We start from the raw sequence: 14,464 nt of genomic DNA, 5'->3' as shown, positions 1-14,464 counted from the left end.
TTTTTTACCGCAAGAGAAGCATAAGATTAACACTTTAGTTATTTTAAGTTTAATGATTAATATAAAAATAACACATAAGTTAACAAAAATCAAAAGTTCCTTTTGCAAACCTTTTGAAATATCAATAAATTCTATAAAGTCTTTTGCTTCCTTTGCGGTTAAATTTAAAATTAGCTTAAACAAACTTCATTTTTAAATAAGAGCAGATCCGCAGATCATAAAAGTTCGTTAAAATTTAACCTATGAGACGCGTCTCCGCTCTGTTTCCTTACTGCGGTTTCGTGAGAGAATCAATGATTTCAGTTTGAACAAAGGCATTAACGAACCGAAAATCTCTCCCAAAAAAAAGGCGGTTCAATTCCCAAAGCTCTTAAATAAACATACCCTTGTCCACGGTGATGGATTTCATTATCAACGAAATACAGAATATTCTGATACACAGGAAATTCATACTGTCCGAATAAATTAAAAGTCTCCTGAAAACGCTCCTCCGAAATCTGCGCAAAATAATGATTGATTGTTTCCGTTTCTTCGTCCCACTTTTTCAGAAGTTCCTCCTTCGTTTTCGGCACAAAACCTTCTTCATTGTAAGCTTCCATATTCTTGTCGACAATCCCCTTCAAAGCAGGTCCGCCAATGCTGATTAATTCAACTGCTAACTTTGCGAACGGTCTCATTCCCGCAATCGAAAATTCAAATAAATCCTTTTCAGGAAACGCTTCGATCACTCTTCTCGTTAAATTTCTGTGACCCTGCCAATGTTCTAATAATTGTTCCGAAGTCATAAACTGTTTTGTGATGGTTGCTGTAGTTGTCATAGTTTTAATGTTGTTTGTTATTGTTGATACAAAGATAAACCGTGGTGGTGACAACAGTTTGTCAGTAGGATTTTCAGGATAAAAATTTTTTTTCTTTTTTAAAATAATTTTTAATATTTCTCCGTTAGATAATCATACTTAAAGCAATGTTAGGTAGATAAATAATTTGAGGATGACCGGTTTTTAATCGGTCATTTTTTTGAATCATGGTTTCAAACCCGAAACCCAAAACCAAAAACCATCAACATTAATTATTTGAAGCTGTTTCCAGCTTTCCGCACTCGCTATTTATCTTTTCGGCGGCAGCTTTGCTGCCGCCGAAAAGATAAATGAGCTCAGACAAATGCTGCAATCTGGGCTAGGTCGCAGCCGGAATCACAAATGTAAAGTTCCTTAAACTCAAAATTTGTAAACCTAATTTTAAAAAACTAATTTAGTCCTATGAAAATTTATACAAAAACAGGAGATAAAGGTCAGACCGCTTTGTACGGGGGAACAAGAGTTTCAAAAGCAAGTGCTAGAGTCGACAGTTACGGAAATATAGACGAGTTGAATTCCTTTATCGGAATTGCCAAAAGCCATATTGAAGATGAAGAAGTGTTAAGCCAGCTGAAAAAAATTCAGTTCGATTTATTTACCGTAGGTTCCGAAGCGGCAACACCGGTGGATAAACTCATGTTGGCAAACGGAAAATCGCGCCTTCCTTTAATCATTTCAGATGCCGAAATCGAAGAACTCGAAAACTGGATGGATGCTTTTGACGAAAAATGCGAACCGCTTCAGTATTTTATCCTTCCCGGAGGCGGAAAAGCAGCAACATTCTTACATGCAGCACGTACAATATGCAGAAGAGCAGAACGTTCCTTGGTTTTCTTAAACGAATCGGAAGAAGTGCGTCCGGAACTCATTAAATACCTGAACAGACTTTCCGACTATCTTTTCGTTCTGGCAAGATACATCTCAAAAATCAACAACGAACCGGAAGAATACTGGAACCCGAATGAAAGATAAAGTACTGCTTTTCATCAACGGAGATCCTCCCAAATCTTTTCCCAACCTTGAAGAATACAGCTTTATTGCCTGTACAGACGGTGCTTTTCATTATCTTAAGAACCTGAATTTCCCTCTGGAGAAGCTGGATTTTATTTCCGGAGATTTCGACTCACATTCCGGTTCGGACGAAAATGTATATGAAAACAAATTCATTTATACGCCCGATCAGGATAAAACGGATTTCCTGAAAGCTTTGGAAATTATTGCAGAAAAAGATTTTAAAAAAGTAGATGTTTTTGGAGGAAGTGGAGGAGAGCAGGATCATTTTCTGGGAAATCTTACCGTAGCTTTTGGATTTAAAGATCAACTCGATATCAAATTCTATGATGAATTTTCAGAATATTATTTTATCCCGAAACAATTTGCTGTAACAGGAGTGAAAGACAAAATGATTTCTTTGTATCCGTTTCCGGCAGTTGAAAATATTACGACCAAAGGATTAAACTGGGCTTTGACAAACGGAAATTTAGATATTACTTCCAGAATCGGAACGAGAAATTTTGCTGTGGAAGATGAAGTTTCCATTGAATACGAAAAAGGAGATTTGCTTTTGTTTGTTGGGAAAAACTATTTGTAGTTTAAACACAAATTCCACGAATGTTTTCACAAATTGCACAAATTTGATTTTATATTGTAAAATATGCAGAACAACGGATCAACAGGAACTATTTTAGTCCATTTTTAATTGCTAATGTTTTCACAAATTGCACGAGCTTGGTTTTATAAAAATAAATAATAAAGTTATCCGCATCAATAGGAACGGGCTTTAGCACGTTTTAAAATTAAAAAACATCAACTGGCTTTAGCCAAAACATAAAAAATCAACGCGAACATCGGTGTAGATTCTTGAAATATGTGAGAAAATAAAAATGAAAAACCTCATCACAATATCATTCCTTACTATCACATTACTCTGTGTTTTATCCTGCAAGACACAACAATTTTCCACACCCGAATTTGGAAAAAGAGAAGCTGGAAAAGATATTCAGATTAAAAAAGTCAACAATTTCAGAACAGTTGGGAACATCAGAAATATTGACGGAAGAACCCTCAAAGAAGGAAAACTGTACAGAAGCGGAAATTTATATAAACTGAAAAATTCTTCTTTTAAACAACTTGAAAATTTAGGCATCAGAGAAATTATCGATCTTCGGAATTCAAAAGAAATTGCAAAGAAGCCCGATCATCTTCCGGAAGGAATTGTTTACAAAAATTATTCAGCGTTTGAAGACAAAGGCGATCAGTTGGATCAGGCAAAGAAATTGGTCTTAAAAGGAAAAGTCAGCGGTTCCGATGCAGACAAAAGAATGCATGACTTTTATAAAGACTACGTCACGGAAAACCCAGAAATCATAAGAAAAATTATCACAGAAATTTTAGAATCAGATCAGCCTGTTTTATATCACTGTACTGCAGGGAAAGACAGAACCGGAATCACCACCGCTCTGATTCTGACAATTTTAAAATTCGATAAAGATACCATTTATAACGATTATCTTTTATCCAATAATTACAGGAAAAAGTTAATCGATAAAAGACTTCATCTCGCCGACAACCTGCATTTTATATACCCGAAATTAGACATCAAAGTTCTGGAAAAATTAAGCTGGATAGAAACCGGTTATCTGGATGCTGCTTTTAATGAAATTAACAACAAATACGGTTCTATGGATCGATATATTCAAGAGGCTTTGGGAATTTCTGAAAATAAAAGACAGGAATATATTCTTAAATTTACATATTGATAATTTAGCTTTATTTTCTTCAATAAAATCCATTAAAATTTATAATAATTTTAACGCTAAAAAACCAAACTTTTTTAGCAATTTTGCATTCTTAATTCACTTGTTTAGAAATGAAAATAAAGTACTCGGAACTTATTGATCAGACGTTGTATTTCCCTACCGAGGAATTCAATGTTTCTGAGAACAATTTGTTGTTTCACGACATTCCTTTAATGGATGTTGTTGAAAAATTTGGCACTCCGCTAAAAATTAGCTACCTGCCGAGAATTTCTCAAAATATCCAGAAGGCCAAAAGCTGGTTCAGGGAAGCCTTTGAGAAAACCGATTATAAAAAGAATTATAGATATTGCTACTGTACAAAATCCAGTCATTTTAAATTCGTACTGGAAGAAGCTTTAAGAAACGATATTTCCATAGAAACTTCTTCAGCCTATGACATGGATATCGTAAAATCTCTTTACAAAGAAGGAAAAGTAACGAAAGATATAGAAGTAATCTGCAACGGTTTCAAAACAGACGATTATCTGGCGAAAATTTCAGAGATGATTAACAGCGGTTTTGAAAATATTACCCCGATTTTGGATAATTACCGCGAGCTGGATAAACTTACAGAAAGTATTGATACCACTTTCGATATCGGAATCAGAATTGCTTCTGAGGAAGAACCGAAGTTCGAATTTTATACCTCAAGATTAGGAATCGGATACAAAGATATCATTCCTTACTACAGCCAGAAAATTGCCGAGCATCCGAATGCAAGACTGAAAATGCTTCATTTCTTCATCAATACCGGAATCAAAGACACAGCCTATTACTGGAACGAATTGTATAAATGTCTTCGTGTGTACGCGCGTCTGAAGAAAATTGCACCCGAAGTCAACTCTCTGAACATCGGAGGAGGTTTCCCGATCAAAACATCTTTGCAGTTCGATTACGATTATCAGTACATGGTGGAAGAGATCGTTTCTCAGATCAAAAAATTCTGTGAAGAGGAAGGAGTGGAAGAACCGAATATTTATACAGAATTCGGAAGTTTTACCGTTGGTGAAAGCGGTGCGAATATTTATAAAATCATTTCCCAGAAACGCCAGAACGACAGAGAAAAATGGAATATGATCGATTCTTCTTTCATGACGACGCTTCCCGATACTTGGGCAATTTCCAGACACTTTATCATGCTTCCGTTGAATCGTTGGGAAGATACTTACGAAAGAGTTTTCTTGGGTGGATTAACTTGTGATTCAGATGATTATTATAATTCTGAACAGCATACCAATGCGATTTATCTCCCTGTTTTCAGCGATACAAAACCTTTGTACATCGGATTTTTCCATACAGGAGCGTATCAGGAAACCATCGGAGGATATGGCGGAGTTCATCACTGCTTAATGCCGCAGCCAAGACATATTTTGATTCAGAAAGACGAAAACGGTGAGTTACAATACGAGATTTTCCGTGAAAAACAGGAACCGGAAGACGTGCTGAAACTTTTGGGTTACAAATAAACAGAAAATTGTCATTGCGAGGAGCGAAAGTGACGAAGCAATCTCAAAAATATCATAAAAGAACCGTTTCAAAATTATGAAACGGTTCTTTTTTATTTTTATAAATTAATCATTTACATTTAGCCTTTTCAATAATATCATCGATCTCGGTATTGCCAAATTGTTTACTTTTTAAATAACATTCACAAGCTTTTTCATTTTTCCCTAAAGCTAAAAGAACTTCTCCTTTTTGATACAAAACCAATGGATCATTCGGATTGTATTCTAAAGATTTATCAAAGTCAACCAGAGCCAGATCATATTTTTTAGATAAAGCATAAGCTGTTCCCCGGTTGCCAAATCCTTTTTGGCTTTTCTTTATTTTCAATGAAGCTGTGAGATCATTTATTGCTTTATCATAATCTCCCATTCTCAGATAAACGTATCCTCTGTTAAGATAAGAGTTATAATCTTTGGGAAGATGCTCTACGGAGACATTTGCGTCGGTAATAGCTTCATTAAACATTTCCAATATGGCTTTTACACCTGCTCTTTCGCTATACAGATCGTAGTTATTCGGTTTTCTTTCCAGAGAACCGTTATAATATTCCAAAGCTTTTCCCATCTGTCCTGTAAGATAGCAAAAGCGGGCAATGCTTGTATATATACTGTAGTCGGAAGAATCAAGCTGAAAAGAAGTCTCAAGATCTTTTTCGGCTTCCTGCAATTTATCGCTATACAAATAAGCCATTCCTCTGTAGTTATAGGATTTCGCAACTTCTTCCTTCTTTTCTATAGATTGAGTGTACAGTGATATTGCTTTTTCGTAATGATCATTATTAAATTCCTTTGTTGCAAGTTTATACGTTTCCTGAGCCTGTGTAAAATGTAAAGAAGAAAAGCCGAAGACAATTAAAAGTAGAGTTTTTTTCATTGATTCTTAATTTTTATCGGTTTTAAACCTACAGAATATGCCTGTTCTATTTAAAAATATTTTGAAATCTTATCCAGTTCCAGTTCGGCATAATCCGAAACCACAATATTTGCCAACGTATAATCCTGATTTTTAGAATGCGGACTTCTGTACGCAGCACAGAAAATATTTGCCCGATGCGATGCTAAAATTCCATTCGTGGAATCTTCAATTACCATACAGTTTTCTACAGGTTCATTAGCCATTTCTGCGGCAAGAAGAAAAACTTCAGGATGAGGTTTGGATTCCTTCAGATCGGCTCCGCTTATCTTTCCTCCAAAATATTGTTCAAGTTCAAATTTTTCAAAAACCATGTTGATGGTTGTCATCGTTGCGGAAGAAGCGAGAATCAGTCTGATCCCGTTGTCGTAATAATGCTGTATCAGTTCTCTTACGCCTGAAATCAGATCAAACTCTTCATCGTTATAAAAGTATTCCTTAAAATAATCTCTTTTGGTTTTTGCAATTTCTTCGTACGTCTGTTTTAAATTAAATTCCTGAATCAGAGTTTCGCAGACTCTTTTGGTAGAAGCTCCGGTAAATGAAGCGTATAACTCTTCCGAAACATCGATTCCAAGATCATTAAAAGTTTTAAAATAGGCTTTTCTGTGCAGAGGTTCCGTATCCACAATCACGCCATCCATATCGAACAGCACAGCTTTTAAAGGCATATCTGAATTTTTTCACTAAAATAATAAACGTTTCAGAAATGATGAAACTATTTTTCGATTACTTTTTAAGTTTTGCAATCCAGTCTGCCATTTCAGTCAAAGCTTTTGGAGAAATGGTTTGTTCAATGTCTGCATATTCTGCAAATGCTCCCGTTTTCGCTTCCTGAAATAAATGATTTAACCCGGTAAGTTCCTCCGTTTTGAAATTTTTGTTTCCTGCTTTGGTTAAAGATTGTTGAATGGCTTCCAGATTTTCTTTAGCCGGAACCTGAAAATCCAGACTTCCGTTCAGTGCCAGAACAGGAATTTTTATGGTTGAAAGATATTCGTCGGGATTGAATTTTATAAAATATCTGAACCAGTTTTTCTTGGTCTGGCTGATGGTTTGTGTCAGCTCTTCCTTACTCATTTTACCCTGAAAATTTTCAGTCATAAATTTTTTCAGATCTTCTTCATAGGTTGTTCCGCTGTAACTTTTAATAAAGTCATAAATCTTTTTATTCATTACATTGGCTTCAGCTAAATCTTTTTCAGTCATTCCTGCGAGTTTGCCGCCCAGATAATTTTGCTGAATCAGTAATTCCTCAATTTTAGTTCCCGGAGCAGCCATTAACACTAAAAATTTTACTTTGTTGTTCATTTTTGCTACGATCGGCGCAATCATCCCGCCTTCGGAATGTCCGATCAAGCCTATGTTCAGATATCCTTTTGCTGCAAGAAAATCAACCGCTGTAGAAATGTCTGTTGCAAAGTTAGCAGTTGTGTCATCATTTTTTCCCTGACTTGAACCACCAATCCCACGGTCGTCAATTCTTAAAGTGGCAATGCCTTTTTTGGCAAAATAATCTGCAATCACGGCAAAAGGTTTATGTCCGAAAAGTTCTTCGTCCCGGTTTTGTCTTCCAGAACCTGTAATCATGACTAAAACTTTATCCGATTTTTTAAAGTTTTGAGGTATAGAAATGGTTCCTGCCAAAGTATTTTTATCTACAGGATTTACAAAAGTCACCTCTTGCGTTTTGTAGTCGAAAGGAGGTTTGGGAGTTTGGGGACGGTTAAAACTTACTTTTTCTTCCCCGATAAGAGTTTCGAAAGTAAGAGGAAGAGACATCGATCCCTGTTGGAAAGTTCCTTCAATTTTTCCGTTTTTCAAAGTTCCTTTATAAGAAACAGAAAGTGCTTTTACTTCAAAAATAAGTTCGTTGTTTGTAAAGGTTGTGTGGTCTACAGTAATATCTTTTGCTCCCTGTTTCGGGCTGTCTACTGTGGATTTTAAATTTTCACCGTCTTTGCTGATGTGCAGAACGAGTGGGAGTTTCATTCCCTGAATATCAAGGTCGCCTTTCCAGTTTCCTGTTATTTTCTGGGCGTAAAAAGTCTGTGCCAATACAATCAGCACCAATAAAAGTTTGGTTTTCATAATATTATTTTTTTAAGTTATAGGCTGAATTTAGGTAAAATAATTTGACAGATTAAAATTCCTAAAAGAGTTACAAAGGCAAAAATGACGATCTGTTGCCATTTTTTAATATTGGTTGCGGTTTTGAAACCGTTGAAAAGCAAGGTAAAACTGTAAATGATTAAAATTAAGTTGGCAAATGCAAAAACCGTTAGACTGATTAAATCCAAAATATTAATATCCGGAATCTTATCTTTTGCAGATGTTTGGGATATTTTTTCTGAAAGTTTTTCAATATCAAAAAGTTTGGTGGAAATTACGGTAAACAGTACAGGAATTTGTGAAACCAAAATGGCATTAGCAATATCAATCAGCCTTGTTCTTTTATTGAAAATTTTTCCTAACCCGAAAAGCAGTAAAACCGCATATACTAAACTGATTAAAACATAGAGACTGATTGAAACCAGATTTAAACCTTCGCCGGAAGAAAAATGGAGCAGACTGTCCATTTTTGTTTGAGTAAAGTAACAGGAAATAATTAAGAATACACCTGTAACAGAACCAATAGCTAAAAGAGTTTTTTCCGAAAATTTAGAAAACGGATTGAATAGAGTTTGCCAGTTCATTACTTCAGGTTTTTAATTTTTTCGATTAAGTCATCCATCTTATTTCGCATGGTAGGATAAGAATTCCCTGCCTGCTTCGCCATTTCTTTAATGCTTCCACTGGACAGAAAAAAGCTGAGGATAAATTCCTGCTCTTCGCGCGTAAGCTGTAAGTATAACGGAAGCTCGTAATTTCCGCTGACGGTGGTTTCGCAGTTGTTGCATTTCATCTGGCTTACCTGTAATGCAGATTCGCAGCTTGGGCAAACGATGGGTAGTTTCATGTTCTTAACTTTTTGTAAAAATAAAAATTATTTTAATAAAGTTAAAAATTATTTTAATAAAATTAAAGTTTGAGTGATTTTTGTTTTACTGGAGTTGTTTTTAGAATGGAGATTTGAATTGTAAAATTAACGGATCTTTTATTTTTTAAAGAAATAGAAATATATATTTTAAAAAAAGTTTTTCTAAATAAATTAATACATCCCACTTGTTAATTGTGTTGTGTCAAATCGCCATAAAAATTGATCCGAACTCTCTTTTTGGTTATAGAAAAAGTCCAGGGCTAAGTTGGTTATGATTTTTTTTGCTTGTCTTTTTACAACTGCATCTTCCAATGTTTCTTTGAAACTTCCACCATATTTAAAGTCTTCTCCACGAACAGCGCAAACAAGAATAAGTCCGTTTAGTAATTTTTTTCTATTAATTTGAGAAGTTATCAAATTGTTTTTTTTGAAATAAGTCTTACACGCATTTGTTAGTCCTTCTAAAATTCCCTCCACTAATGATCCTCCGTAAATTGTATGAATATTATTGGCAAAACTTATAATATTTGGAGTTGGATACCAATCCGTACGATAAGCAAGTCCAATTTGAAAATTATTGGAATTAACTTTGCCATCAAAAGTCAATTTAAATTTTGGTTTGCCTAAGACTTCTGCTGTTGTCCGATTAAACAGATAGAAAATACCTTGGGGAAAGTGAAAATAATTTTGATTTAAATATTTCTGTCTCTTGTCAATGGTGATTATTTTGCATTGTCGATTTAATAATGCGAATTTCAAAATTTTTTCTGTTAGTTCTAAATAGTCAATGTGCGTATTTGTAATTATTTTCCTGTCAAATGAAAAATGTACTTCAGTTTTTGAAGTATTCTTATTGATTATTTCAAATCTCTCAGAAACAATCTTAAGAATCGTCGGGAAATAATTTATAATCTCTTTATTTTTATAGTCTTGCAAAAAAGGATTTATATCGCCCTGTGAAGTAATTCCCAAAATAAATTGGTTGTCTCCTAAAATAATGATTTCAAAAGTGATCTCTTCAGTATTGCAAAGTTCTATACAGGCTGTCAGGAGTTCTTTAAAGAGACCAATAATACCTTCATTGCCAATATACATAAATGGTCTTTTCCTTACCGATTCTTCAAATATTATTGTTTCTGTAATATCTTTCATTGTAACGTTTGATTTTGTGAAAAATAAATTCAAAAAAATTCAAAACTGCTAATTTTTCTTTTACCAACATTTTGGCAGAATATTGCCTGTAAAAGTTTTTACATTTATTCCCATTCTATTTCAAATCTATAATGTTTCCAACTAGAATTGTCACTATTTTCTATTTCTTTATTATTGTTATCAATTTGAATAAGAAATTTATGATATTTATTGTCATTAATGATATAATTTTTATATTTCACAATTTTCATTCTGTTTGAATTTATTGTTCCATTATTTAGGTTTTTATCAAAAGTAATTATTGAATCTTTTTTATCAAAATTATATTTACCATAATAATGGATTTTCGAAGCCCAACTTCCAGATTTGATTATGTAAGTATTGTCTGTTTTTAAATCAATATAAGTTCCATGCATATTTGCTTTTAAAAATGATTTTTTATTAATCTTATATTCAAAAATACAGAAAGTCAAAATAATCGTCATAATTGAAAGTAAGGATATTCCGATTCCAATGTTATGTTTAATTCTTAAAATATTAAAAAATTGAACGAATGAAATTATCCCCAAAATTATATAAATGAAAATTGCAAAAAGATTGTCGAATTGATAAGAAAAGTAAGCAGTCAGTGTTATAATGAGGTTACAAATTATTAGTATTCCTAATCTTACATAAATTATTTTAATATTTTCATTATTGTTTTTCATATTCTTCCCCATGTTTACGGTAATTTGGAAAAATGTCATAACCCAAGTGTTAAAGCTATCGACAATACAAATATCAAATATAAAAAATAATTAAAGTTTTTTTATCAACCCATTTATCAACATTTCTTTACTGATCAGAATTCATTTCCTTATTCATAGTGATGATGATTTTATTTTTCTTGTGGCAAACAAGCACAGATTGTCCACAATGGAAACCCGTTTCCTGAAGCCATTTTCCCCAAAGTCGGATTTTAGGAAATACAACATACCGATGATACGGTCTTAAAATGTACTTCTGATGCACTTTCAATTGTCTTATTCCTGATTTTTGATATTTTTTTTCTTCCTTCATGATGGTTATTTATTGTTGTAAAAGTATAATAAATTATATTTTAGTAAAAATAAATTATCGTAAAAATATAATTTATTGCTTTTTTGAATTGATTTTCAAGTGTTTAAATTTTAACGATATTTGCAGGAGAAGTCAATAAATTATCATCGTGTCGAAAGTAAACTTAAATAGAATAAAATCTGTTCTGGTTGAAAAAAACAAAACCAGTAAAGAATTAGCCCGTCATTTGGGAAAAACCGAGTCAACAGTTTCTCGCTGGTGTACGAATGAAGTTCAGCCTTCTATTGAAACCCTTTATGAAATCTCGAAATTTTTGAAAGTGGATATTCGGGAACTACTCGTGTCGACGTTATAATCTGCGAAATATATTGATCATACTTTAAAGTTTATCAGATGACTTCATGAAGTTGTTCCTTTCATCATCCACCAACTTCTCCAAACTTCTTTGTATCTTTGCCGAAATCATTTAATTTTTACATAAAACATGAAAACATACGCAGGAATTCCTGAGGAAAATGCATCGTTAGAAAACTCGAAAGTAATGTTGGTTACTGTTCCTTACGACGGAACATCAACGTGGGGAAAAGGAGCCGATAAAGGTCCTGAATTATTCCTTGATGCTTCTGAAAACATGGAACTGTATGACATCGAAACGCAGACAGAACCATATTTAGAAGGAGTATATTTAGCAGGAGAAGTTTCTGAAAACTCTTCACCGGAAGCCATGACAGAAGCCGTTTACCAGAAAACAAAAGAGCTTTTGAATAATGACGGAAAACTATTCACGCTTTTCGGGGGAGAACACTCTGTTTCTATCGGTTCGATTCGTGCGGTAGGAGAGAAGTTTGAGAATTTAACTGTTCTTCAGTTGGACGCTCACACAGATCTTCGTCCGGAATTCCACGGTTCTACTTCCAACCACGCATGTGCAGTTTTTGAAGCTAATCAGAAGCATAATCTGGTACAGGTGGGAATCCGTTCTATGGATGTGGAAGAAGTGGAATATTTACCTGAAGGAAGGGTATTTTTCGCTCACGAAATTGCCAACAACGAAAATTGGGTAAATGACGTTTTGGAAAAAGTTTCAGGAAATGTGTACATCACGATTGATCTTGATGCTTTCGATCCATCGCTTTGTCCGTCAACGGGAACTCCGGAACCGGGAGGTTTACAGTGGTATCCTACGTTGGAATTATTAAGAAAAGTATTCGAAAAATGTAACGTTGTCGCTTTTGATATTGTAGAATTAATGGATTCTCCGATGGCAAAACCAAGCGCATTCTTGGCGGCGAAGTTATATTACAAAATGCTTGCTTACTATCATATCTATAACAACAACTAAATTCCGCAGGAAACGGATTTTTTCTGCCGTAGATTCTTTGGAAATTTGTGAGGTAAATTCAATGTTATGTCTACACAGAATCAGATAGATTACGAAAGAATTGCCAAAGCGATAGACTATATCCGGAGCAATTTTAAGCTTCAGCCAAGCCTGGAGGAAGTAGCGGAGAAAATTCATTTAAGTCCGGCTCATTTTCAGAAAATGTTTTCTTACTGGGCAGGAACAAGTCCGAAGAAATTTTTGCAGTTCATCAGTTTGGAACATGCCAAAAGTTTGCTGAAGGAAGAAAAGGCGAGTTTATTTGATACGGCTTACGAGACAGGATTATCAAGTACAAGCAGACTGCACGATCTGTTTGTGAAAATAGAAGGAATGTCTCCGGCAGAATATAAAAACGGAGGAAAAAGCCTCAACATCAATTACAGTTTTTCCGAAAGTCCTTTTGGAAAAGTAATTGCAGCTTCCACAGAGAAAGGAATCTGCTATATGGCTTTTGAAACCGATCATCATAAAGCATTGGGAGATTTACAGGCTAAATTTCCCAATGCTTCTTTTTTTGAAAGAAAAGATGATTTCCAGAACAACGCCCTTTCTATTTTCAGTAAAGACTGGACGGAACTGAACACCATAAAGCTTCATTTAAAAGGAACGGATTTTCAGTTGAAAGTCTGGGAAAGTCTGCTCACTATTCCGATGGGAAAATTATCGACCTATGGAAATCTGGCGGATAAAATTGGAAATCCTAATGCTTCAAGAGCCGTCGGAACTGCGATTGGCAGCAATCCTGTTGCATTTTTAATTCCGTGTCACAGAGTCATTCAGTCAACCGGAAAAATCGGCGGTTATATGTGGGGAAGCGAAAGAAAACAACTGATTATCGGCTGGGAAAGTTCAAAAATGTACTCTTGATTTCAAACACAAATTGCACTAATTTTTTACGAATAGCTAATAATTTTGATTGAAATTTTAAAAATAAAATTATTCCATCAATAGAAACGGGCTTTAGCCCGTTTAAAATAATCAATTGACCAAATTGGCTTTAGCCTAAAACTTATTTTAATAAAAAAATCAACGAATTATTGTCATTCTGTAGGAATCTGGGATCATTTAATAGAGGTTAAAATTTAAAAATACTTAGCTTAGATTCCTACAGAATGACAAAGAACTTGAAACATTAATCACAAAACATTAAACTTTATGATGAGTTTATTCGAAGACGTATCAGATTATCCTTTAAATATCCTTCCCAAAGACGGAACCGTTCATTATTACGGAAAAGTGTTCTCCAAAGAAAAAGCTGATTTTTATTTCGATTATCTTTTTAACGAAATTCCTTGGGAAAATGATGAAGCGGTTATTTTCGGAAAACTGATTGTAACCAAAAGAAAAGTTGCCTGGTTTGGTGAAAAACCATTTGAATACACCTATTCAAAACGGACAAAATATGCAAAATTCTGGACTCCCGAATTATTGGAGTTAAAGAAAAAATGTGAAGAAATTACAGGCGAAACCTACAATTCCTGCCTTCTGAATTTATACCACGACGGAAGCGAAGGAATGGCGTATCACAGTGACGCCGAAAAAGATTTAAAAAAACACGGAGCCATTGCTTCCCTGACTTTCGGAGCGGAAAGAAAATTCTTATTTAAACATAAAACAACAAAAGAAAAAGCCGAAATATTTCTGGAAAACGGAAGTTTATTGGTGATGAAAGGAACCACGCAGGACAATTGGCTGCACCGGCTTCCTCCAACCACAAAAGTAAAAACACCGCGAGTGAATTTAACTTTCAGAACGATTGAAGAGTGATTTATTTACATTAATCTACAGTATGTTTGTCATGCTGAAAGCATCTAAA

17 protein-coding genes are annotated in these 14,464 nt (G+C 34.3%); 8 read left to right on the top strand and 9 right to left on the bottom strand.

Annotation, left to right across the window (positions count from 1 at the left end; translation table 11 throughout):
* Nucleotides 1-317: 317 nt before the first annotated feature.
* The gene (locus WFH39_RS18600) at nucleotides 318-818 is read right to left on the bottom strand and encodes a DinB family protein (RefSeq protein ID WP_087709278.1); all 501 of its coding nucleotides are present in this window, start codon (nucleotides 816-818) and stop codon (nucleotides 318-320) included.
* A gap of 441 nt (nucleotides 819-1,259) precedes the next feature.
* On the opposite strand from WFH39_RS18600, the gene WFH39_RS18595 reads away from it, so the two are divergent.
* The 4 genes from WFH39_RS18595 to WFH39_RS18580 all read left to right on the top strand — a co-directional run bounded on the left by WFH39_RS18595 (nucleotide 1,260) and on the right by WFH39_RS18580 (nucleotide 5,121).
* Complete coding sequence (locus tag WFH39_RS18595) at nucleotides 1,260-1,829, top strand: cob(I)yrinic acid a,c-diamide adenosyltransferase (protein WP_108410175.1); 570 nt, start codon at nucleotides 1,260-1,262, stop codon at nucleotides 1,827-1,829.
* Nucleotides 1,819-2,448, top strand: coding sequence for a thiamine diphosphokinase (locus WFH39_RS18590; protein ID WP_336690974.1), 630 nt, complete (start codon nucleotides 1,819-1,821; stop codon nucleotides 2,446-2,448). The genes WFH39_RS18595 and WFH39_RS18590 overlap by 11 nt, the downstream gene beginning before the upstream one ends.
* Nucleotides 2,449-2,740: 292 nt before the next feature.
* On the top strand, nucleotides 2,741-3,616 hold the full coding sequence (locus tag WFH39_RS18585; protein ID WP_336690973.1) for a tyrosine-protein phosphatase: 876 nt from the start codon (nucleotides 2,741-2,743) through the stop codon (nucleotides 3,614-3,616).
* Between the two features lie 110 nt (nucleotides 3,617-3,726).
* Nucleotides 3,727-5,121 (top strand): arginine decarboxylase, encoded by a 1,395-nt coding sequence (locus tag WFH39_RS18580; protein WP_087709214.1) that lies wholly within the window; start codon nucleotides 3,727-3,729, stop codon nucleotides 5,119-5,121.
* Nucleotides 5,122-5,230: 109 nt separating this feature from the next.
* Here WFH39_RS18580 and WFH39_RS18575 read toward each other — a convergent pair whose 3' ends face one another.
* The 8 genes from WFH39_RS18575 to WFH39_RS18540 form a co-directional block, all read right to left on the bottom strand.
* On the bottom strand, nucleotides 5,231-6,034 hold the full coding sequence (locus tag WFH39_RS18575; protein WP_336690972.1) for a tetratricopeptide repeat protein: 804 nt from the start codon (nucleotides 6,032-6,034) through the stop codon (nucleotides 5,231-5,233).
* Between the two features lie 50 nt (nucleotides 6,035-6,084).
* A complete protein-coding gene (locus WFH39_RS18570; protein WP_336690971.1) occupies nucleotides 6,085-6,744 on the bottom strand; it encodes an HAD family hydrolase in 660 nt (219 codons plus the stop codon).
* Between the two features lie 58 nt (nucleotides 6,745-6,802).
* Complete coding sequence (locus WFH39_RS18565) at nucleotides 6,803-8,164, bottom strand: alpha/beta hydrolase family protein (protein WP_336690970.1); 1,362 nt, start codon at nucleotides 8,162-8,164, stop codon at nucleotides 6,803-6,805.
* 17 nt (nucleotides 8,165-8,181) lie between these two features.
* Nucleotides 8,182-8,769 carry a YIP1 family protein gene (locus WFH39_RS18560; RefSeq protein WP_336690969.1) on the bottom strand — a complete coding sequence of 196 codons (588 nt, stop codon included), beginning with the start codon at nucleotides 8,767-8,769 and terminating at the stop codon, nucleotides 8,182-8,184.
* The gene (locus tag WFH39_RS18555; RefSeq protein ID WP_214590601.1) at nucleotides 8,769-9,032 is read right to left on the bottom strand and encodes a DUF2089 family protein; all 264 of its coding nucleotides are present in this window, start codon (nucleotides 9,030-9,032) and stop codon (nucleotides 8,769-8,771) included. The genes WFH39_RS18560 and WFH39_RS18555 overlap by 1 nt, the downstream gene beginning before the upstream one ends.
* Before the next feature lie 192 nt (nucleotides 9,033-9,224).
* Nucleotides 9,225-10,205, bottom strand: a complete 981-nt coding sequence (locus tag WFH39_RS18550; RefSeq protein WP_336690968.1) for a hypothetical protein — start codon at nucleotides 10,203-10,205, stop codon at nucleotides 9,225-9,227.
* 104 nt (nucleotides 10,206-10,309) lie between these two features.
* Nucleotides 10,310-10,912: a hypothetical protein gene (locus WFH39_RS18545; protein WP_336690967.1), complete on the bottom strand. Its 603-nt coding sequence runs from the start codon at nucleotides 10,910-10,912 to the stop codon at nucleotides 10,310-10,312.
* 127 nt (nucleotides 10,913-11,039) lie between these two features.
* Complete coding sequence (locus WFH39_RS18540) at nucleotides 11,040-11,264, bottom strand: SymE family type I addiction module toxin (protein ID WP_336690966.1); 225 nt, start codon at nucleotides 11,262-11,264, stop codon at nucleotides 11,040-11,042.
* Nucleotides 11,265-11,412: 148 nt separating this feature from the next.
* On the opposite strand from WFH39_RS18540, the gene WFH39_RS18535 reads away from it, so the two are divergent.
* From WFH39_RS18535 to WFH39_RS18520, 4 genes are all read left to right on the top strand, one after another.
* Entirely contained in the window at nucleotides 11,413-11,619 is a 207-nt protein-coding gene (locus WFH39_RS18535) for a helix-turn-helix transcriptional regulator (RefSeq protein ID WP_336690965.1), read from the top strand.
* A 129-nt stretch (nucleotides 11,620-11,748) separates the two neighbouring features.
* Nucleotides 11,749-12,606, top strand: coding sequence for an agmatinase (gene speB, locus WFH39_RS18530; RefSeq protein ID WP_087709204.1), 858 nt, complete (start codon nucleotides 11,749-11,751; stop codon nucleotides 12,604-12,606).
* A gap of 66 nt (nucleotides 12,607-12,672) precedes the next feature.
* Nucleotides 12,673-13,515: a bifunctional helix-turn-helix domain-containing protein/methylated-DNA--[protein]-cysteine S-methyltransferase gene (locus WFH39_RS18525; RefSeq protein WP_336690964.1), complete on the top strand. Its 843-nt coding sequence runs from the start codon at nucleotides 12,673-12,675 to the stop codon at nucleotides 13,513-13,515.
* A gap of 291 nt (nucleotides 13,516-13,806) precedes the next feature.
* Complete coding sequence (locus tag WFH39_RS18520) at nucleotides 13,807-14,415, top strand: alpha-ketoglutarate-dependent dioxygenase AlkB family protein (RefSeq protein WP_336691005.1); 609 nt, start codon at nucleotides 13,807-13,809, stop codon at nucleotides 14,413-14,415.
* Nucleotides 14,416-14,464 lie beyond the last annotated feature (49 nt).

The organism is Chryseobacterium sp. MMO-72, assembly GCF_037146035.1.
Classification (GTDB): Bacteria; Bacteroidota; Bacteroidia; order Flavobacteriales; family Weeksellaceae; genus Chryseobacterium; species Chryseobacterium indicum.
The sequence above is the reverse complement of the archived record's forward strand: the minus strand, read 5'-3'. Positions and strand labels throughout refer to the sequence as shown.

Excerpts from the sequence above, each read along its gene's own strand:
- WFH39_RS18595 (WP_108410175.1), top strand. The coding sequence starts at position 1,260 with ATGAAAATTTATACAAAAACAGGAGATAAAGGTCAGACCGCTTTGTAC.
- WFH39_RS18590 (WP_336690974.1), top strand. The coding sequence starts at position 1,819 with ATGAAAGATAAAGTACTGCTTTTCATCAACGGAGATCCTCCCAAATCT.
- WFH39_RS18570 (WP_336690971.1), bottom strand. The coding sequence starts at position 6,744 with ATGCCTTTAAAAGCTGTGCTGTTCGATATGGATGGCGTGATTGTGGAT.
- WFH39_RS18520 (WP_336691005.1), top strand. The coding sequence starts at position 13,807 with ATGAGTTTATTCGAAGACGTATCAGATTATCCTTTAAATATCCTTCCC.
- WFH39_RS18540 (WP_336690966.1), bottom strand. The coding sequence starts at position 11,264 with ATGAAGGAAGAAAAAAAATATCAAAAATCAGGAATAAGACAATTGAAA.
- WFH39_RS18550 (WP_336690968.1), bottom strand. The coding sequence starts at position 10,205 with ATGAAAGATATTACAGAAACAATAATATTTGAAGAATCGGTAAGGAAA.
- WFH39_RS18585 (WP_336690973.1), top strand. The coding sequence starts at position 2,741 with ATGAAAAACCTCATCACAATATCATTCCTTACTATCACATTACTCTGT.
- WFH39_RS18525 (WP_336690964.1), top strand. The coding sequence starts at position 12,673 with ATGTCTACACAGAATCAGATAGATTACGAAAGAATTGCCAAAGCGATA.
- WFH39_RS18555 (WP_214590601.1), bottom strand. The coding sequence starts at position 9,032 with ATGAAACTACCCATCGTTTGCCCAAGCTGCGAATCTGCATTACAGGTA.
- WFH39_RS18600 (WP_087709278.1), bottom strand. The coding sequence starts at position 818 with ATGACAACTACAGCAACCATCACAAAACAGTTTATGACTTCGGAACAA.
- WFH39_RS18565 (WP_336690970.1), bottom strand. The coding sequence starts at position 8,164 with ATGAAAACCAAACTTTTATTGGTGCTGATTGTATTGGCACAGACTTTT.
- WFH39_RS18575 (WP_336690972.1), bottom strand. The coding sequence starts at position 6,034 with ATGAAAAAAACTCTACTTTTAATTGTCTTCGGCTTTTCTTCTTTACAT.
- WFH39_RS18560 (WP_336690969.1), bottom strand. The coding sequence starts at position 8,769 with ATGAACTGGCAAACTCTATTCAATCCGTTTTCTAAATTTTCGGAAAAA.
- WFH39_RS18545 (WP_336690967.1), bottom strand. The coding sequence starts at position 10,912 with ATGAAAAACAATAATGAAAATATTAAAATAATTTATGTAAGATTAGGA.
- WFH39_RS18580 (WP_087709214.1), top strand. The coding sequence starts at position 3,727 with ATGAAAATAAAGTACTCGGAACTTATTGATCAGACGTTGTATTTCCCT.
- speB (WP_087709204.1), top strand. The coding sequence starts at position 11,749 with ATGAAAACATACGCAGGAATTCCTGAGGAAAATGCATCGTTAGAAAAC.